The following is an 18,216-nucleotide window of genomic DNA, read 5'->3' on the forward strand; positions in this document are numbered from 1 at the left end:
CCACCTTCGGGCGCGCGATCGGCCCTCGCGATCGCCCTCGCGATCGGCGCTCGCTCGATGGCGCCGACTCGCAGCGCCCGGCTACGACGAACTGGCGACCAGCTGGTCCACCTGCTGGCCACGCATCCGCTGGGAGATGACGGCCGTGATGCCGTCGCCCTGCATGGTCACGCCGTACAGCGCGTCCGCGACCTCCATCGTCGGCTTCTGGTGCGTGATGATGATCAGCTGCGAGCGCGCCCGCAGCAGCTCGAACAGCGAGATGAGCCGCCGCAGGTTGGTGTCGTCGAGGGCGGCCTCCACCTCGTCCATGATGTAGAACGGCGACGGGCGGGCCCGGAAGATGGCCACCAGCATGGCCACCGCCGTCAGCGCCTTCTCCCCGCCGGACAGCAGCGAGAGCCGGGTGACCTTCTTGCCCGGCGGGCGGGCCTCGACCTCGATGCCGGTGGTGAGCATGTCGTCGGGGTCGGTCAGCCGCAGCCGGCCCTCGCCCCCGGGGAACAGCACGGTGAAGACCTCGGTGAATTCGCGTTCGACGTCGGCATACGCCTCGCTGAACACCTGCAGGATGCGGGCGTCGACCTCGTCGACCACCCCGAGCAGGTCCTTGCGCGCGGCCTTGACGTCCTCGAGCTGCGTGGACAGGAAGTTGTAGCGCTCCTCGAGCGCGGCGAACTCCTCCAGCGCCAGGGGGTTGACCCTGCCCAGTTCTGCCAGCTCCCGCTCGGCCCGCTTGGCCCGCCGCTCCTGGGTCGCCCGGTCGTAGGGAATCGGCGCGGGCGCGAACACCTGCTCACCGCGCTCCTTGGCCTGCTCGTATTCGGCCATCTCCAGCTGGGTCGGCGGCAGCAGATTGTCCGGGCCGTACTCGGCGATCAGGTCGGCCGGCGCCATGCCGAACTGCTCGAGCACCATCTGCTCGAGCTGCTCGATCCGCATCGCCGCCTGGGCGTTGGCCACCTCGTCGCGGTGCAGCGAGTCGGTCAGGGCGGCCACCCGTGCGCTCAGCGCATTCACCTCGTCGCGCACCGCGGCCATCGCGGCCGCGCGCTGCTGGCGCTCGGCGGCCAGCGCGTCGCGGATCTTCGACGCGGCGTCGACGACGCCGCTCAACCGCTGCGCCAGCAGCCGCCCGGAATCGGCCACCGCCGCCGCCACCGCGGCGGCGCGTAGCCGCGCCTCCCGCGCCTGCTGGGCCCGCAGCCGGGCCTCGCGTTCGGCCGCCGCGGCGCGGCGCAACGAATCCGCGCGCCCCCGCACCGCGTTCGCCCGCTCTTCGGCGGTCCGCACCGCCAGCCGGGCCTCCACCTCGACGCTGCGCGCCGCTTCGGTCGCGGCGGCGATCTGCTGACGGTCCACGGGTTCTTCCGTCGGCGTCTGCTGGGTCTCCTGGGCGTTGCGCAGCCGGGTCTCCAGTTCGGTGACCTCGGCGACGGTCTGGGTCCGGCCCGCCTCGAGCTCCTCGCGCTGTCGCAGCAACCTGCTCCACTCGTCCTCGGACGTCCGGGCCTCCTGGCCCAGCCGCCCCAGCTGTTCGTACATCCCGGAGATCTCGCTGTCGGATTCGTTGAGCGCGGCCAGCGCCTGCTCGGCCGAGTCCTGACGGGCGGCCTGCTCGGTCAGCGCCCCGGACAGCGCCGCGCTGAGCTGGGCCACCCGGGCCTCGGCGGCGGTCAGCTCGTCGGCGGCCTTGTCGATTTCGGAGGTCACCTCGAGCGTGGACAGCTTGCGGTCCGAGCCGCCGCTCACCCAGCCGGCGCCCACCAGGTCGCCGTCGAGGGTGACGGCACGCAGCCGGGGATGGGCGGCCACCAGCTCCAGCGCCCGGTCCAGGTCGTCGACCACCGCGACGCCGGAGAGCATGGCCGTGATCGCGCCGCGCAGCCGGGCGGGCGCGTCGATCAGGTCGAGCGCCCACAGCGCACCCGCCGGGGCGGGCTGCGGCGCGGGCTGATCGGCGGGCCAGTCCCCCAGCACCAGGGCTGCGCGGCCGCCGTCGGCCTCCTTGAGCGCGGCGACGGCCGAGCGGGCCGCGCCGAAGCTCTCGGCGGCCAGTGCGTCGGCCGCCGAGCCCAGCACCGCGGCCAGCGCCGCCTCGTAACCGGAACGAACCTTGACCAGCTTGGCCATAGGGCCCAAAAGCCCTGTGCCACTGTGGTTTTGGGTGAGCCACGCCGCGCCGTCCTTGCGTTCGAGCCCGATCGCGAGCGCGTCGATGCGGGCCCGCAACGAGGCCACCTGGCGTTCGGCGTCCCGCTCGGCGGACTGCAGTTCGGCCACCCGCTCGTCGGCCAGCCGCAACGCGGCGACGGTGCGCTCGTGGTGTTCGTCGAGACCCACCTCGCCCTGGTCGAGTTCACCGACCCGGCCCTGGACGGTCTCGAATTCCACCTTGGCCTGCTGCGCCCGGGCGGCGGCCTGTTCGATGCGCTCGGACAGGCGCGCAACGCTGTCGTCGATCGATTCGACGCGTGCCCGCATGGTCTCCACCTGGCCGGTCAGCCGCGCCAGGCCTTCGCGCCGGTCCGCCTCCGCGCGCACGGCCGCCATGTGGGCCCGATCGGCCTCGGCGGCTTCGCGCTCACGCTCGGCCAACTTCGCGCGGGCGCCGTCCAGCCGGGTGCGCGCCCCGGCCAGCTCGGCGAGCAGTTGTTGCTCGGCGACCGCGACCTGCTCGGCCTCGGCCTCCAGCGCGTCGGGGTCGGTGTCCCCGGTCGCGACCGGCTCCACATCGAGGTGCTGCGCCCGCTCGCTGGCGATGCGCACGGTCGCCGCCACCCGCTCGGCCAGCGCGGACAGCGCAAACCAGGTGTGCTGAACCGACTCGGCGCGGCTGGACAGTTCGCCGACCGCCGCCTCGTGCGTCGTCAGCTCCTCGGAGGCCACCGCCAGCCGCAAGGAGGCCTGGTCGTGGTCGCGCCGCATGGCGGCCTCGGCCTCGAAGATGGCCTCCCGCTCGCCCTGCCGGTTGACCAGGTCGTCGGCGGCCAGCCGCAGCCGGGCGTCACGCAGGTCGGCCTGGATGGTCTGGGCGCGACGGGCCACCTCGGCCTGGCGGCCCAGCGGTTTGAGCTGGCGGCGCAGTTCGGTGGTCAGGTCGGTGAGCCGGGCCAGGTTCGCCGACATCGCGTCGAGTTTGCGGAGGGCTTTTTCCTTGCGCTTGCGGTGCTTGAGCACGCCGGCGGCTTCCTCGATGAACGCGCGGCGGTCCTCGGGCCTGGACTGCAGGATCTCGTCGAGCTTGCCCTGCCCAACGATGACGTGCATCTCCCGGCCGATCCCGGAGTCGCTCAGCAGCTCCTGAACATCCATCAAACGGCAACCGCTGCCGTTGATTTCGTATTCACTGGCGCCGTCGCGGAACATCCGCCGCGTGATGGACACCTCGGAGTATTCGATAGGCAGCGCGTTGTCGGAGTTGTCGATGGTGACGGTGACCTCGGCGCGGCCCAGCGGGGCCCGCGACGACGTCCCGGCGAAGATGACGTCTTCCATCTTCCCGCCGCGCAACGTCTTTGCTCCCTGCTCCCCCATGACCCAGGCCAGCGCGTCGACCACGTTGGATTTGCCCGAGCCGTTGGGCCCGACGACGGCGGTGATGCCCGGTTCGAACCGCAGAGTCGTCGGCGAGGCGAAGGACTTGAAGCCCTTCAGCGTCAGACTCTTGAGGTACACGGCGAGCCAGACTACCGCTCAAATCGGCCCGGACGGCTGCACCGCGGGGTGTCGGCCCGCCCGAAATATGGCGGCGTTTCGAGCGTTCGGCGCACGGGTCACAGTGGTCACATCAGCCACGGGAGCACGGTGTATGCGCCGCCCGAAACGTGCCAGCGCCGGCGCTAGCACGTTCCACGCGGACGATGGGGACCCCCGACGGGACCGATGTGACGCCTGTGGCCAGCGGGCCCGCCTTCAGCGCCCAGCCGCCGACGCCCGCCGTCAGCGCTCGACGAAACCCTCGAACCGCTCCTGCGGCTGCGACCAGTCGGCGACGACCTTGTCGACCCGGCCCGGCCGCGACGGCCACGCGTCGCCGCCTTCCAGCAGGTGCAACAGCTTCTCGCCGGCCGGCCGCGGCCCCTGGGCGACCACAAGAACGCGGCCGTCGGCCTGGTTGGCCGCATAACCGGTGAGGCCCAGCTCCAGCGCCCGGCACCGGGTCCACCAACGGAAACCGACACCTTGAACCTGGCCGTGCACCCAGGCGGTGAGCCTGGTGTCAGGCTCCGACATCGTTGACCTCGAAGTTCACGGTCGTTCCGGACTTGAGCGTGCGCCCGACCGTGCAGACCTGATCGATCGCGCGGTTGACCACAACCAGCAGGCGCTGCTTCTCCTCGTCGGCCAGCGACGACAGGTCCAATTCCAGGGTCTCCTCGAGCAGCGGATAGCGTTCCTGCTCGCGGTCGGCATCGCCGGAGACCTTCACGACCGCCTTGTAGTCGTCACCCAGCCGGCGGGCCAGCGGCAGGTCGCTGGACATCCCGCTGCACGCCGCGAGCGCGATCTTGAGCAGCTCACCGGGGGTGAACACGCCGTCGACGTCCTCGGAACCGATCAGCACCTGCGCCCCTCGTGAGCTGTACCCGGTGTAGCGGCGAGTTCCGGTGCGTTCCACCCATAGTTCGGCCATGGCTTATTTCTACCGGGCGCCCGACCTGTGCCGCGCGGCATACTGTTCTGCATGTCCACCGTGGTCGCATTCCACGCCCACCCGGACGACGAGGTCGTGCTCACGGGCGGCACCCTGGCGCGGGCGGCGGCGGCCGGGCACCGGGTGGTCGTGGTGACCGCCACCGACGGACGCGTCCACAACGAGGACGAGAACGACCGGCTGGACGAATTACGTTTGAGCGCAAGCATTCTCGGGGCGCATCGGGTGGAGTGCCTGGGCTACGCCGACAGCGGCTACGGACCGCTGTTCTACCCGGATCCACCCGGGCGCACCCGATTCGGCCGCGCGGACCTCGACGAGGCGGCCGGGCGGCTGGCCGGCATCCTGCGTGACGAACACGCCGACCTGCTGCTCAGCTATCAGCCCAACGGCGGCTACTTCCACCGCGACCACGTCCAGGTGCACCACGTCGGCAAGCGGGCCGCCGAACTCGCCGCCACCCCGCGGGTGCTCGAGGTGACGATGCCGCGCGAAATGCTGCTTCGCGTCAGCGATCTCACGCACTTGCTGCGGCTTCCCGAGCCGTACGAACGCGACATCGTGCGCGGCGCGTACGCCCCGCGAGCGACGATCACCCATCGGGTCAACGTCTTCGGGTTCGCGCGCCAGAAACGAGACGCGTTCGCCGCGCACCGCTCCCAGATCGGCGCTTCCGGTCTGGTCGCGCGCGTGTTCGGTCTGCTGCTGCGGTTGCCGCCTCAGGTCTTCGGTGCGTTGTTCAGCCACGAGTGGTTCGTGGACCCGGCGCTGCCCACCGGGACGCTGCGCCGCGACATCTTCGATTGATGCGCCGGCACCTGAAACCTCAACCACGCGGCCGCGGTTGACATTTCGGGCAGTAGAACGAGGAACGATTCATGAACTTCTCCCGGCGCATCACCGCCCCGCAGCGGCGGCAGGCCTGACCCTCGCGGCCGTAGGCGTCCAACGAGCGGTCGAAGTAACCGGATTCTCCGTTGACGTTGACATACAGCGAGTCAAACGACGTCCCCCCTTTGGCCAGCGCGTCGCGCATCACGTCGCCGGCCGCGTCCAGCACGGCGGTCAACTGCTTGCGGCTCAGCGTGTCGGACAGGCGCGCGCCGTGCAGCTTGGCCCGCCACAGCGCCTCGTCGGCGTAGATGTTGCCGATACCGGACACAACCTGCTGATCGAGGAGCTGCCGCTTGATCTCGGAATGCTTGCGCCGCAACACTTTTACCACCGCATCCGCGTCGAAGCAGGGGTCCAACGGGTCACGCGCCAGGTGCGCGACCGGTTCGGGCACCACGCTGCCGTCCACCTCGACCAGGTCGGCGAGCATCCACCCACCGAAGGTGCGCTGGTCGGCGAAGCTCAGCACGGTCCCGTCGTCGAGCAGCGCGGAGATCCGGACGTGGTCGGCGCGCGGCACCGCACCCAGCAGCATCTGCCCGCTCATGCCGAGGTGGACCACCACCGCCGTATCCGTTTGTTGCCCAGCGGGTTCCGTGTCGAGCAACAGCCACAGGTATTTGCCGCGCCGATCGGTTCCGGTGATTCGCGCGTTCAGCAGCCGGGCGGTGAGGTCCGCGGGCCCCGCTTCATGACGACGCACCGCGCGCGGGTGATGCACCCGGACGGCGGTCATCGTCTTGCCGACGATGTGGGCGTGCAAGCCGCGGCGCACCACCTCGACCTCGGGCAGTTCGGGCATCTAGGCGGACACCATCTAGGTGGAGGTCGTCCCCGCGGTGTCCAGCACGTCGAGGGTCTTCCAGGTCTGGGCCGCGGCCTTCTGCTCGGCTTCCTTCTTGGAGCGGCCCACGCCCGTGCCGTATTCGGTCTCGGCCACCACGACGACCGCGGTGAACTCCTTGTCGTGGTCGGGGCCGGTGGAGGTGACGACGTAGGACGGCGCGCCCATGCCGCGCGCCGCGGTCAGTTCCTGCAGGCTGGTCTTCCAGTCCAGCCCGGCTCCCAGCGTCGGCGCGGCGTCCAGCAGCGGCCCGAACAGCCGCAAGATCACGTCGCGCGCGACGTCGATGCCGTGGTCGAGGTAGATCGCGCCCAGCAGCGATTCCATCCCGTCGGCCAGGATGCTCGACTTGTCGGCGCCGCCGGTGTTCGCCTCCCCCCGCCCCAGCAGCAGATGGACGCCGAGGCCCCCGTCGCACAGCTTGCGCGCGACGTCCGCCAGCGCCTGGGTGTTGACCACGCTGGCCCGCAGCTTGGCCAGGTCACCCTCGCTGCGGTCGGGGTGGCGGTGGTATAGCTCGTCGGTGATGGTCAGCCCCAACACGGCGTCGCCCAGGAATTCCAGGCGCTCGTTGGTGGGCAACCCGCCGTGCTCGTAGGCGTAGCTGCGATGCGTCAGCGCCAGGGACAGCAGCTCGTCGGACAGCTCAACCCCGAGGGCGTCGAGCAGGACTTGCCGGGAGCTCACCGCTCACCCCGCGACTCGTCGGACTCCGCGCCGAGCATGCCCGCCAGCTTGGCCCACCGCGGATCGATGCGATCGTGCTGGTGGTTCGGCTCGGCGGCAAGTGAGACACCGCATTCGGGGCACAACCCCGGGCAGTCCGGGCCGCACACGGGCGAGAACGGCAGCTCCAGCCCCACGGCGTCGCGGATGGACTGCTCGAGGTCGATGGTGTCGTCGACGATGTGGCCCACCTCGTCTTCCTCGGTGGTCGCCTCGGTGGTGCTGTCGGGGTAGGCGAACAGTTCGGTCAGCCGCACCTGCACCTGGCTCTCCAGGTTGGTCAGGCAGCGCGAGCATTCACCGGCGGTGGGGGCGGTCACCGTCCCGGTCACCAGGACGCCTTCGGACACCGATTGGATCTGTAGGTCCAGGTCCAGGGGCGCGCCGGCCTCGATCGCGATCATGTCCAGCCCGATCCGCGAGGGGCTGGGCACGGTTTGTCGCAGGGTGACCATGGCCCCGGGGCGGCGCCCGAGCCGGGTGATGTCGAACGCCATCGGCCCGGCACGCCGTGACGCTGCGCCGCGGGCCGATGATGTGCTGTGCTGCCGCGTCATACCGGAAATCCTACGGCGCTGACCGCACAATTCCAGGGCGCGCCCGCCCGGCCGCGGGGCTAGCGCACCGCGTAGTCGTGGGTTCCGGCGGCCGTGCGCAGTTGGTGACGACCGCGCCCCACCGACCGCAGGGTGCCGTTGAGGAATTCCTCGAACTCGGCGAGCTTGTTGTCGACGTAGATGTCGCACTCGCCGCGTAGCCGGTCGGCCTCGGCGTGCGCCGAGTCGATGAGCCGGGTGGCCTCGGCGTTGGCCGCCTCCACCACGCTGTTCTGCGACACCAGGCGCTGCTGCTCCTTGATGCCCTCTTGCACGGCCTTCTCGTAGGAGATGTTGCCGTTCTCCAGCAGCCGGTCGGCTTCGGCCTGGGCGCGACCGACGCTGGCCTCGTACTCGCGCTTGGCTGCCGTGGCGATGCGCATCGACTCCTCGCGAGCCTCGCCGACCATCCGCTCGCTGTGCTGGCGCGCCTCGCTGACCATCCGGTCGGCCTGCGCCTTGGCGTCGGACAGCAGCCGGTCGGCCTCCGCGCGGGCGTGGTTGAGCATGGACTCGGACTCGGTGGTCGCCGAGGACACCATGGACTCGGAGTGCGTCTTGGCGTCCTGCAACATCGAGTCGCGGGCGTCCAGCACATCCTGGGCGTCATCCAGCTCGCCCGGGATCGCATCCTTGATGTCGTCGATCAGCTCCAGCACGTCGCCGCGGGGCACCACGCAGCCGGCCGTCATCGGGACGCCGCGGGCTTCTTCCACGATGGCGCTGAGTTCGTCCAGCGCCTCAAAGACTCGATACACGGCCATACCCTCCTGGCGTCTGCAAAGATCCGGTTGTTACCAGTGTGCCTGGTGATGTCTCTGTGACAGCGGTGGCGACCCCGGTGTGTCGGGTATTTGCCTGTTCGGGGCGCCTCAAACGCCCCGGCGTGCCGCTTAGGTCCAGGTCGCGGGAATCCAGTGTCATCCGAGAGCGCCCGTTCACGCTGTTGACGCGGCCGCGAGGGCCGCGCGAGTGGTTCGTCCATATTCGTCGCCGGGCTCCCGCCGAGGCTTGACGGGCGCGGGCCCGGGGTTTGCGTCGACACGCCGGGTCCCGGCTATGTGCCAGCGATTCTAGGTCCCGGGCGACCGGAGCACTATCGGGACGGTCATCCACGCGTCGGGCACGACGCGTCGAGCGCCTTCAGTTCGGTGACGATCTTGCTGACGATGCCGGCATACGTGCTTCGGCGCTGCTCCTGAGGGGGCGCCTGCGAGCCGGCCGGATCGGCCCGCGCGGCTGAGACCACGGCGACCGCCTGATCGGACAGGTCACCGATGCTGCGCACGTGCGCCGCGACGTCGGGAGCCGAAACGCTCGCCTTGTAACTTCGCAGCCGCTGACTCCACCCCTGGTAGTCGGCAAGGGCCGGCCCGCCGCTGTCGGCCGTGATAAACGCGGGATCGAGCATGTCGCGTTGCGCGACAACCAACCGCTCTACGTCTGCAGCGGTGCGGCAATCGGGCGACGGGCGGTGCGCCAGGTACACCGCCGCCAACGCCCCGGTAGCCAGTAGCACCACGCCGGTGACCGACGCCGCTATCGGACGCCATCGCTGCCCAGCGGGTAGCTCGTATGGCACTGCGGCCAGGGCATCTGCACCGCCCGGGATGTTTTCTAATACGTTCTGCAGCAATGTAACTCGGTTCTCGACGCGACGGGCAACGAACCAGCCGCGGATCCCGACGATCCCGATCAAGGCCGTGAACGCGCCCTGCGGCACGGTTTGACGAGTGTCGTTAGTCGCGGCGCCGCCCACCGTCAGCAGGAGCCAGCTGGCGAACAGTACGCCGTAGATGACGGCAATGCGGTTCGGCGTGGAGCGGCCGTGCCCGAGCCGGATTGCGCCGATGCGCAGCGCCGCCCCTACGGCGGCCGCGCTGGTGGGCACCTCCCCGCGCATGCTCGCCCGAATCGCCCGCGATCGCTCTTCGCGGTCCAGTCCGCGCGTGACTGCCAGGTACTCACGGGAGGCCCGCAGGGTCGACACCACGAGCAGGCCGGCGAAAAGCGCGCTGAAACCTCCGAGCAGGGCAACCCGCCATGGCCAGCTCAGCCCCGACAGCAGGTGCGGCGCGGCGAACGGGGTGATCACAGCGAAGCAGACGGCCACGATGCAGAACTGCACCAGCCAGCGCTGCCACCACGGCACGCCGAGTAGTCGTATCCACATGGCTGGAGTCTTGCAAAAGCCCAGCTGTTCCGCCCCTCACTTATACCCCCATGGGGTATAGTCCACGATTGGACGCGGGCGCCCTATGGTTTAGCGCAGGAGGACACAGTGACGGTGCTATCGGCAGTCGGACACGCCTTGACGCTCGCGGGCTCGATGACGTGGGAAATCTTGTGGGCACTGATCCTGGGCTTCGCCCTCTCGGCGGTGGTGCAGGCCGTCGTGCGGCATTCGACGATCGTGTCGCTGATGGGTGACGACCGCCCGCGCACCCTGGCGATCTCCGCCGGGCTGGGCGCGGCGTCATCGTCGTGCTCGTACGCCGCGGTGGCGCTGGCGCGGTCGCTGTTTCGCAAGGGCGCCGACTTCACCGCCGCCATGGCGTTCGAGATCGGTTCCACCAACCTGGTGGTGGAGCTGGGCATCATCCTGGCGCTGCTGATGGGCTGGCAGTTCACCGCCGCCGAGTTCGTCGGCGGCCCGCTGATGATCGTCGTGCTGGCCGTCCTGTTCCGGTCGTTCGTGCGTAAGCGGCTCGTCGACGCGGCCCGCGAGCAAGCCGAGCGGGGAATCGCCGGGTCCATGGAAGGCCATGCCGCCATGGACATGTCCATCCGGGCCGAGGGCTCGTTCTGGCGACGGCTGTTTTCCCCGGCGGGCCTCACCTCGGTTTCGCACGTGTTCGTGATGGAGTGGCTGGCGATCCTGCGCGACCTCGTCCTGGGCTTGCTGATCGCCGGCGCCGTCGCAGCCTGGGTGCCCGAAAAGTTCTGGCAGGTCTTCTTTTTGGCCGAGCATCCGGGCCTCTCGGCGCTGTGGGGTCCGATCGTCGGTCCCATTGTGGCGATCGTGTCCTTCGTGTGCTCCATCGGCAATGTCCCGCTGGCCGCGGTGCTGTGGAACGGAGGCATCAGCTTCGGCGGCGTCATCGCCTTCATCTACGCCGACCTGTTGATCCTTCCGATCCTGAATATCTACCGCAAGTACTACGGCACCAAGATGATGCTGACGCTACTGGGCACCTTCTACGCCGCGATGGTGGCCGCCGGATATCTGGTCGAATTACTCTTTGGCACAACACATCTCATCCCCACCCAGCGCAACGCGACGGTGATCGAGGCGTCGATCTCCTGGAACTACACGACGTGGCTCAACATCGCCTTCCTGGCGCTCGCGGCCGTCCTGATCGCCCGGTTCGTCACGTCCGGAGGGCTGCCGATGGTTCGCATGATGGGCGGCTCCCCCGAGGCCGGCCAGTCGGAGCATCGGCACTGACCCGGCTCAGGGTTGCGGCAGCCGCACGTCGAGCACCACACAACGCCCTTGCTCGGCCTCGGCGAGCGCCCATTCGACGGCCTTGCTCATCTCCGCCGGAGTGTGCACCGTGCGTCCGCTGCCGCCACACGCCGTGGCCAGCGCGGCGTAGTCGGTGTCGGGGGTGAGCCGGGTTTCGTCGAAGTCGTTCTCCCGCACCGATACTCCCTGCGGATACAAATCCATCACCGGCAACTTGGAGGCCAGATACGACTGGTTGTTCAACACCACCGTCACGAAGGGCGCGCCATGGCGGTGCGCCGACCACAACGCGGCGGTGGGCACGCCGAAGTTGAAGGAACCGTCACCACAGATGGCGACGACGGGCGCCTCCGGCCGGGCGAGTTTGATCCCGAACGCGCCGCCCAGCGCCCAGCCCAATGCCGGTGCGCCCGTATCGAAGAACTGCCCGGGTGGCCGCCGCACCTGTCGGGCCACGGCCGACCGGTTGGTCACGGCCTCCTGGACCACCACCGCGTCGTCGGGCAGCGCGCCGCCCAGCGCGGCCAGCATCGCATCGGGCGCGTCCGCCGGGTGATCGGACGCTGCCCGGCGGGCCGCTTCGCGGTGGCGTTGCTCCGTGTCGGCCTCGGCCTCCTGCCGACGCGCGGCCCACTTCTCCCGCAGCTCGTCGGTGGCCAGCCGCAGCAGCGTCTGCTCGAGCAGCAGCAGCGCCACGCGGGTGTCGGCGGTCAAGGCGACCTCGACCGGAAAAGTCCACAGCGGCATGCTCGGTTTGACCGGATCGCCGTCGATCTGCACCACGCGAGCATCCGCGGGCGGGGCCAGCTGCGCGGGCACCCATGGCACTTCGCAGTCCAACAGCAGCACGGTGTCGGCGTTCTCCAGCGGCGCCGCGTCGCCGACCACGTGCAACGGGTGTCCCAGCGGCAGGTTGGCGCGGTCGCCCTGATCGATCACCGGCGCACCCAGCAACTCGGCGATGCGGCCCAGCACCGTCGCGGTCCCGGGGTCGGCGGCGGTTCGCGACGTGACGATGACAACCCGCTTGCCCGCCACCAGGATTCCCGCCAAGCGACCGAGCGCGCCCGGATCCGGGCCGGGCGGTACGGCCGGCGGCAGCCGGCGCGGCAGCGCGCCGACGCCGTGCTCCATCAACGCTTCTCGCGGCAGCATGACGTAGGCGGGACCGGACGGGCAGGACTGGGTGACCTGGAAGGCCCGGCGGACGATGGGGGCCAGCTCGCGGCCGCGCGGAACCTCCATGTGCCACTTGACGTAGTTGCGCACCACGGCAGGCTGGTCGAGTTGTTCCTGCTGCCAATGGATGTAGGTGTCGCGGTGACCGCGCACCCCCGGCGCCGAACTGTAGGGGGTGCGTCCGGCGAACATCACCACCGGGGTCCCGTTGCGCTGCGCGTTGTGCAGCTGGCAGCCCAGGTTCAGCGTCCCGGCGTCGACGTGCACCATGACCGCCTGCGGTCGGCCGCTGGCCATGTGATGGCCGATGGCTGCCGCCAGCGCAATGCTCTCGTGCAGACACAACACCGCCTGCGGGCTCGGGGTGCCGGCGGCGCGCGCCGCCGCCAGCGCCTCCTGAATCGGCGCGGAATCGGTTCCGGGGTTGATGAAGAAGTGCGCGACTCCCTCGTCGGCGAGCAGCGCGACCAGATCGGCCGCGGCCTCGGGTACGTCGAACAGATTGTCTACCGTCATGGCTGCCGTTCTCCTATCGACGTCGGCGACCTTGCGTACCCCCTCCTCCGGATCAGATCTTCAAGATACGTTCTGCGCGGGCTTCTGCGATCTTTTCCGGTGGACTCCGGTTTGCGTGGCGCGCTCGAATCCGTCGGCCGCCCCTGGCGAGGGGTTCACGGGTAATCGCCGGAGAACTCGGACACCACCGGGTACCCACGGCGCGGCGGTTTACTCCAGGCCGCCACCGGCCTAGTCAACGCGCTTGGCGCGCAATGCTTTCGGTGGCGATCGGCCGGGTCAGGGCCGAGCCGAAAGCCGTTCGCGCAGACGGCGATTGACCGGTTCGGGCAACAGCTCGGAGACGTCACCGCCGAGCATTGCGACCTCTTTGGCCAGCGATGAGGACACGAACGAATAGCGCGGGGCGGTCGCGACGAAGAAGGTGTCCACACCGGCGACGTGTTTGTTCATCTGCGCCATCTGCAGCTCGTATTCGAAGTCGGTGCCGGTGCGCAACCCCTTCACGATGGCGGTCATGCCCCGCGCCCGGACGAAGTCGACGACCAGACCCTGTCCGGCCTCCACCCGCAGGTTGGGGAGATGCGTCGTCGACTCGTTGATCATCGCGATCCGCTCGTCGAGGTCGAACATGCCCTTTTTGGCGGGGTTGGTCAGGATCGCCACCACCACCTCGTCGAACTGAGCCGACGCGCGCTCGAAGACGTCGATGTGGCCCAACGTCACCGGGTCGAACGACCCGGGGCATACCGCGCCCGTCATGCGCGCGATCCGATGCAAAACGAAGCGATGCGAAGGAGCGGCGCCATGACGCGCGCCGCGACGATGCAGAACGAAGCGATGCTAAGGAGCGGCGCCATGACGAATGACGGTACACGCCTACCTCACTGACGCTCGGCCAGCTCCAGACGGGTGTCGCCGTAAACCCGGTGCGGCCACACGGCCCAACCGGCCGGCCACTGCAGCGGCGCGCCGCCGGCCGCACGCTCCACCACCGCAACGCCGCCCGGGCGCACCCAGCCGCGGGCGGGCAGCGCCGAAAGCACGGCCTCGACCTCGGTGGCGTCGACGTCATACGGCGGGTCGGCCAGCACCAGATCGAACGCCACGTCGGTCCCGGCGGCCAGCACGGTCGCCACCGTCCCGCGGCGCAGGGTGGCGCCGGGCAGGCCGACGGTTTCGATGTTGCGGGCGATGACGGACGCGCTGCGCGGATCGGACTCCACGAACAGCGCGGCGGCGGCGCCGCGGGACAGCGCCTCCAATCCCAGTGCGCCCGAACCGGCGTAGAGGTCCAGTACGGCGACACCGGTCAGGTCCAGGCGGGCCGTCAGGATGTTGAACAACGATTCGCGCACCCGGTCGGTGGTGGGCCTGGTGCCGCGCGGCGGGACCGCGAGGCGACGGCCCCCGGCCGCGCCGCCAATGATCCGGGTCACCTGCGAATCCCTAGAGCAGCGTCGACCAGTAGTCCCAAAACCGCGCCATGATCAGCAGGAACACCGCGGTGAACCAGAGCGCGGCGATGGACCATCGCCACTGGAAGAGCACCCACCCCGGGCCGGATTGCCGCTGCTGCAGCGCCGGGCGGTAGGCGATCGAGGCGACCACCACCAGCAGCGAGGCGGTGACGACCCACACCACCATGCAGTACGGGCACAACGCGCCGATGCGATACAGGCTCTGGAAGATCAGCCAGTGCACGAACACCACCCCGACCACCAGCCCGGCCGTCAAACCCAGCCAATACCATTGGGGCAGAGCCACTTTCGTCACCGCCAACAGCCCGGTGACGACCACCACCGTGAAGGCCACCAGCCCCAGCAGCGGGTTGGGGAAACCCAGCAGCGATGCCTGCGGCGTGATCATCACCGAGCCGCAGGACAGGATCGGGTTGATGTTGCAGGACGGCACGTACGCCGGGTTTTCCAGGATGTCGATCTTTTCGATCGTCAGCGTCATCGACGCCACCAGCCCGATCAGCCCGGCGATCAGCACCCACCAGCCGCTGAGCGCCGGCACCCGCGCCCCCGCAGCCGGTTCCGGCGTCAGGTCGCCGGTGGCGTCGGCAGCGTCGGTCGACACCGCACCGGTCACATCGCGGCCGGGGCGACCGCGCCGTCGATGCCCGGAATGTTGCCGACGATCTCCTTGATCTTGTTGACCAGTGCGTCGGGTGTCGACGGGTCGTAGTCCTCACCGTTGATCTTGATGGTCGGCGTGGCGTTGATGTGCGCGGCCGCCGCTTCGCCGGTGACCTTGGACAGGTACTTGCCGCTGTTGATGCAGTCCGGCACCTTGCCCACCACGCCGGCCTCGCGGGCGAGTTCGATCAGCCGCGCGTTGTCCGGGAAACTCTTGCCGGTTTCGCTGGGCTGAATGTCGGTGCTGTACAGCGCGGAGTGGAAGCGCCGGAAGGCGTCCTGGGACTCGTCGGCGACGCACAGCGCCGCGGCGCCCGCGCGCGACGAGTAGTTCTGGTTTCGGGAGCTGTCGAGGATCGACACCATGGAGTAGTCGGCCGCGATGGCGCCCAAGTCGATGAGCCTGGACACCGTCGGGCCGAAGGTGCGCTCGAAGTTGCCGCAGGCCGGACACAGGAAGTCCTCGTAGAACGTCACCACGGCCTTGGGGTTGCTGCTGCCGGGCTGGGTGATCAGCTTGCTCGACGTGACCCGGACCGTATCGCCCGCGCCGGTGGGGCCGGTCTTCTTGTGGTGCGAGGTCACGATGTAGAAGACGAGGGCGACGGCGAAGATCACCACGAATGCGGTACCGCCGATTTGGACGAGCCGGCTCGACTTACCGCCGGAGGCCGACTTCATGTCGAATCGCGGGGGACGTTTGGGTTTGTCGGCCACGGGTTCCCTGATCTTTCGGTACGAGTTGTCGGTCTGCCCGGGTGCGGACAAAGCGATCGGACAAGGCGCCTCTAGATTACCGGCGCCGACCACTCACGGAATCAGACCCGGCTCAGGTGCGCGCGCAGGGCCGAAATCAGCTCGCTGGTCGCGACCATGCTGTCCCCGCCCAGCTGGAACAGGTTGGCGAAGCCATGGGTCAGCGAACCCAGGTAGCGCAGGTCCACGGCGACGCCGGCGGCCCGCAGCGCCTCGGCGTAGCTCTCGCCTTCGTCGCGCAGCGGGTCGAAACCCGCGACCGCGATCAGCGCCGGCGCCAGTCCGCTCAGCGATTCGGCCAGCGCCGGCGACACCCGCGGATCGGTGCGGTCGAGCTCCGAGCGCCGCAGATACTGCGATTCGAACCAGTCGATGTCCCGCTTGGTCAGCAGGAAGCCGCGCGAGAACAGCGTCAGCGACCGGTTCCGGGCGGTGAAGTCGGTCCGCGGATAGATCAGCCATTGCAGCACCGGCGCCGGCGCGCCCTCGTCGCGTGCGATCTGGCTGACGACGGCGGCGAGGTTACCGCCGGCGCTGTCCCCGCCGACCGCGACCCGCCCTGGCGTCGCACCCAGCTCGCCGGCGTGCTCATAGGCCCAGGAGAAGGCGGCGTAGGCGTCCTCGATCGCGGCCGGCGCCGGGTGTTCGGGGGCCAGCCGGTAGTCGATCGACAGCACGTGGATCCCGGCGTCACGGCAGGTCAGCCGGCACAGGCTGTCGTGGGTGTCCAGGTCGCCGATGGACCAGCCGCCGCCGTGGTAGAAGACCAGCAGCGGTGCCGCCTCGCCGCCGGCGGGCCGGTAGTGCCGGGCCGGGATCTGCCCGGCCGGACCGGGCAGCGAGAGCTCGGTGACGTCGACGTGGATCTGCGGACCGGGGAACCCCACGGTCGACTCGCGCATGTGAGCGCGGGAGACCTGCGGGTCGTCGTCGACGACCAGGCCGTCGATGCCGACGGCGCGCAGGCCCGACAGCATAAGCTGCAGCGTGGGGTCCAGCGTGTTGCCGTCGATGATCACCGAGCGACCGCGCACCAGCCCCCGCCTGAGGGCGGTCGGGATCCACGGGATGACCTTGGCCCCGACGCTGGTGACGGCGCTCTGGATCCGACTGGCCAGCGACCCCGAGGCGCGCTCGGCGCCGGACTCGAGCTCCGGTGCGCCTGACAGAGGCCTGGTCATGGGCAACCCCCTTAACACGTGCGTACGCTCGCCGGTTCGCGGCAATTCGGCCCCCGAGCCCACCGCCCGGAGCGTTGCCGGCTCCGGCGGCCACCAAACACGCGGCAAATGCCGCGCGACTCACGCTACTGCAGCGTTACCGTCGCACCGCGCGCGTGGTGCACAGTCCGCGATATCGACGCTTCAGATCCACCCGCGCCCGCGGCGCGGGAGGGCCCGCGCCCAGGTGTCGGTCGGGTGTGTTTACCGGCTCGGTAAGATCGTGGTCCCCAGGTCGGTGGCCTTCATCGGATTGCGAGCGATTTCGACGTGTTCGATTTCGAACTCAGCGCCTCGAATTCGATGCCGGAACTCGGCTCGGTCACACTCTCGAACCTTCAATTTCACAGGCAGGTGAATGAATTGGCTGGCGAGTCGGGCTCCGCCGTACCCTCAATTGCTCTCAACGACGAAAACACGATCCCGGCCCTGGGCCTGGGCGTCGCGGAATTGTCGGATGACGAGACCGAACGCGCGGTGTCGGCGGCCCTGGAAGCTGGCTGCCGGCTGATCGACACCGCCGCGGCCTACGGGAACGAGGCCGCCGTGGGACGCGCCATCGCCGCCTCCGGCATTCCCCGCGCCGAGCTGTTCGTCACCACCAAGCTGGCCACGGCGGACCAGGGCTTCAAGGGGGCGATGGAGGCCTGCAACGCCAGCCTCGAGCGGCTCGGCCTGGACTACGTCGACCTGTACCTGATCCACTGGCCGGCCCCGGCCCTGGGCAGCTACGTCAACTCCTTCGGCGGCATGATCCAGTCCCGCGCGGAAGGCCAGGCCCGCTCGATCGGCGTCTCCAACTTCACTGACGAGCACCTGACGACGGTCATCGACCTGACCTTCGTCACCCCGGCGGTCAACCAGATCGAGCTGCACCCGCTGCTCAACCAGGAAGCGCTGCGCAAGACCAACGCCGAGCACAACGTCCTCACCCAGTCCTACACGCCGCTGGCGCTGGGCAAGCTGAGCGACAATCCGACGGTGAATTCGGTCGCCGGCGAATACGGCAAGACCGCCTCGCAGGTGCTGCTGCGGTGGAACCTGCAGCTGGGCAATGCCGTGGTCTTCCGGTCGGCCAACGCCGAGCACATCGCCTCGAACCTGGACGTCTTCGACTTCGAGTTGGCCGGCGAGCACGTCGATGCGCTCAACGCGCTCAACGACGGCACCCGGCTGCGCCCGGATCCCGAGACCTACGAAGGCGCTTAAGCGGTC

The 18,216-nt window shown here is 69.5% G+C and carries 17 protein-coding genes; 3 read left to right on the forward strand and 14 right to left on the reverse strand.

Going from position 1 to position 18,216, the window contains the following annotated elements; all coding sequences use genetic code 11:
- Nucleotides 1-81: 81 nt before the first annotated feature.
- The 3 genes from smc to AC5Y5B_RS10715 all read right to left on the reverse strand — a co-directional run bounded on the left by smc (nucleotide 82) and on the right by AC5Y5B_RS10715 (nucleotide 4,636).
- Nucleotides 82-3,678, reverse strand: a complete 3,597-nt coding sequence (gene smc / locus AC5Y5B_RS10705) for a chromosome segregation protein SMC (RefSeq protein WP_289176361.1) — start codon at nucleotides 3,676-3,678, stop codon at nucleotides 82-84.
- 264 nt (nucleotides 3,679-3,942) lie between these two features.
- Nucleotides 3,943-4,236, reverse strand: a complete 294-nt coding sequence (locus tag AC5Y5B_RS10710; protein ID WP_112634959.1) for an acylphosphatase — start codon at nucleotides 4,234-4,236, stop codon at nucleotides 3,943-3,945.
- The gene (locus AC5Y5B_RS10715) at nucleotides 4,223-4,636 is read right to left on the reverse strand and encodes an OsmC family protein (protein ID WP_112634960.1); all 414 of its coding nucleotides are present in this window, start codon (nucleotides 4,634-4,636) and stop codon (nucleotides 4,223-4,225) included. The genes AC5Y5B_RS10710 and AC5Y5B_RS10715 overlap by 14 nt, the downstream gene beginning before the upstream one ends.
- Before the next feature lie 51 nt (nucleotides 4,637-4,687).
- Here AC5Y5B_RS10715 and AC5Y5B_RS10720 point away from each other — a divergent pair, with 51 nt between their 5' ends.
- On the forward strand, nucleotides 4,688-5,464 hold the full coding sequence (locus AC5Y5B_RS10720; protein WP_112634973.1) for a PIG-L deacetylase family protein: 777 nt from the start codon (nucleotides 4,688-4,690) through the stop codon (nucleotides 5,462-5,464).
- 19 nt (nucleotides 5,465-5,483) lie between these two features.
- Here the strand turns inward: AC5Y5B_RS10720 and mutM are convergent, their stop codons facing one another.
- The 5 genes from mutM to AC5Y5B_RS10745 form a co-directional block, all read right to left on the reverse strand.
- Nucleotides 5,484-6,353, reverse strand: coding sequence for a DNA-formamidopyrimidine glycosylase (gene mutM, locus AC5Y5B_RS10725; RefSeq protein ID WP_112634961.1), 870 nt, complete (start codon nucleotides 6,351-6,353; stop codon nucleotides 5,484-5,486).
- A 15-nt stretch (nucleotides 6,354-6,368) separates the two neighbouring features.
- Nucleotides 6,369-7,082 carry a ribonuclease III gene (gene rnc, locus AC5Y5B_RS10730; RefSeq protein WP_112634962.1) on the reverse strand — a complete coding sequence of 238 codons (714 nt, stop codon included), beginning with the start codon at nucleotides 7,080-7,082 and terminating at the stop codon, nucleotides 6,369-6,371.
- Nucleotides 7,079-7,678: a YceD family protein gene (locus AC5Y5B_RS10735; RefSeq protein ID WP_205869210.1), complete on the reverse strand. Its 600-nt coding sequence runs from the start codon at nucleotides 7,676-7,678 to the stop codon at nucleotides 7,079-7,081. Before AC5Y5B_RS10735 ends, rnc begins: the two co-directional genes overlap by 4 nt.
- 59 nt (nucleotides 7,679-7,737) lie before the next feature.
- On the reverse strand, nucleotides 7,738-8,475 hold the full coding sequence (gene sepIVA / locus AC5Y5B_RS10740) for a cell division protein SepIVA (RefSeq protein ID WP_067835510.1): 738 nt from the start codon (nucleotides 8,473-8,475) through the stop codon (nucleotides 7,738-7,740).
- A 350-nt stretch (nucleotides 8,476-8,825) separates the two neighbouring features.
- A complete protein-coding gene (locus AC5Y5B_RS10745) occupies nucleotides 8,826-9,890 on the reverse strand; it encodes a hypothetical protein (protein WP_205869211.1) in 1,065 nt (354 codons plus the stop codon).
- Between the two features lie 57 nt (nucleotides 9,891-9,947).
- Here AC5Y5B_RS10745 and AC5Y5B_RS10750 point away from each other — a divergent pair, with 57 nt between their 5' ends.
- Nucleotides 9,948-11,165, forward strand: coding sequence for a permease (locus AC5Y5B_RS10750; protein ID WP_205869212.1), 1,218 nt, complete (start codon nucleotides 9,948-9,950; stop codon nucleotides 11,163-11,165).
- Nucleotides 11,166-11,171: 6 nt separating this feature from the next.
- Here AC5Y5B_RS10750 and AC5Y5B_RS10755 read toward each other — a convergent pair whose 3' ends face one another.
- The 6 genes from AC5Y5B_RS10755 to AC5Y5B_RS10780 form a co-directional block, all read right to left on the reverse strand.
- A complete protein-coding gene (locus tag AC5Y5B_RS10755; protein WP_112634965.1) occupies nucleotides 11,172-12,881 on the reverse strand; it encodes a thiamine pyrophosphate-requiring protein in 1,710 nt (569 codons plus the stop codon).
- Nucleotides 12,882-13,160: 279 nt separating this feature from the next.
- Nucleotides 13,161-13,643, reverse strand: coding sequence for a pantetheine-phosphate adenylyltransferase (coaD, locus tag AC5Y5B_RS10760; protein WP_112634966.1), 483 nt, complete (start codon nucleotides 13,641-13,643; stop codon nucleotides 13,161-13,163).
- A 122-nt stretch (nucleotides 13,644-13,765) separates the two neighbouring features.
- Nucleotides 13,766-14,320 carry a 16S rRNA (guanine(966)-N(2))-methyltransferase RsmD gene (gene rsmD / locus AC5Y5B_RS10765; RefSeq protein WP_112634967.1) on the reverse strand — a complete coding sequence of 185 codons (555 nt, stop codon included), beginning with the start codon at nucleotides 14,318-14,320 and terminating at the stop codon, nucleotides 13,766-13,768.
- A gap of 10 nt (nucleotides 14,321-14,330) precedes the next feature.
- Complete coding sequence (locus AC5Y5B_RS10770; protein WP_112634968.1) at nucleotides 14,331-14,978, reverse strand: vitamin K epoxide reductase family protein; 648 nt, start codon at nucleotides 14,976-14,978, stop codon at nucleotides 14,331-14,333.
- Nucleotides 14,975-15,742: a DsbA family protein gene (locus tag AC5Y5B_RS10775; RefSeq protein ID WP_112634975.1), complete on the reverse strand. Its 768-nt coding sequence runs from the start codon at nucleotides 15,740-15,742 to the stop codon at nucleotides 14,975-14,977. The genes AC5Y5B_RS10770 and AC5Y5B_RS10775 overlap by 4 nt, the downstream gene beginning before the upstream one ends.
- A gap of 101 nt (nucleotides 15,743-15,843) precedes the next feature.
- A complete protein-coding gene (locus tag AC5Y5B_RS10780; protein WP_112634969.1) occupies nucleotides 15,844-16,962 on the reverse strand; it encodes an alpha/beta hydrolase in 1,119 nt (372 codons plus the stop codon).
- 402 nt (nucleotides 16,963-17,364) lie between these two features.
- On the opposite strand from AC5Y5B_RS10780, the gene AC5Y5B_RS10785 reads away from it, so the two are divergent.
- The gene (locus tag AC5Y5B_RS10785) at nucleotides 17,365-18,210 is read left to right on the forward strand and encodes an aldo/keto reductase (RefSeq protein WP_165821885.1); all 846 of its coding nucleotides are present in this window, start codon (nucleotides 17,365-17,367) and stop codon (nucleotides 18,208-18,210) included.
- Nucleotides 18,211-18,216 lie beyond the last annotated feature (6 nt).

The organism is Mycobacterium sp. NGS33, assembly GCF_059812885.1.

Coding starts and splice junctions, on each gene's coding strand:
- coaD (WP_112634966.1), bottom strand. CDS start 13,643: ATGACGGGCGCGGTATGCCCCGGGTCGTTCGACCCGGTGACGTTGGGC.
- AC5Y5B_RS10735 (WP_205869210.1), bottom strand. CDS start 7,678: ATGACGCGGCAGCACAGCACATCATCGGCCCGCGGCGCAGCGTCACGG.
- AC5Y5B_RS10720 (WP_112634973.1), top strand. CDS start 4,688: ATGTCCACCGTGGTCGCATTCCACGCCCACCCGGACGACGAGGTCGTG.
- AC5Y5B_RS10755 (WP_112634965.1), bottom strand. CDS start 12,881: ATGACGGTAGACAATCTGTTCGACGTACCCGAGGCCGCGGCCGATCTG.
- AC5Y5B_RS10715 (WP_112634960.1), bottom strand. CDS start 4,636: ATGGCCGAACTATGGGTGGAACGCACCGGAACTCGCCGCTACACCGGG.
- mutM (WP_112634961.1), bottom strand. CDS start 6,353: ATGCCCGAACTGCCCGAGGTCGAGGTGGTGCGCCGCGGCTTGCACGCC.
- AC5Y5B_RS10745 (WP_205869211.1), bottom strand. CDS start 9,890: ATGTGGATACGACTACTCGGCGTGCCGTGGTGGCAGCGCTGGCTGGTG.
- AC5Y5B_RS10780 (WP_112634969.1), bottom strand. CDS start 16,962: ATGACCAGGCCTCTGTCAGGCGCACCGGAGCTCGAGTCCGGCGCCGAG.
- AC5Y5B_RS10710 (WP_112634959.1), bottom strand. CDS start 4,236: ATGTCGGAGCCTGACACCAGGCTCACCGCCTGGGTGCACGGCCAGGTT.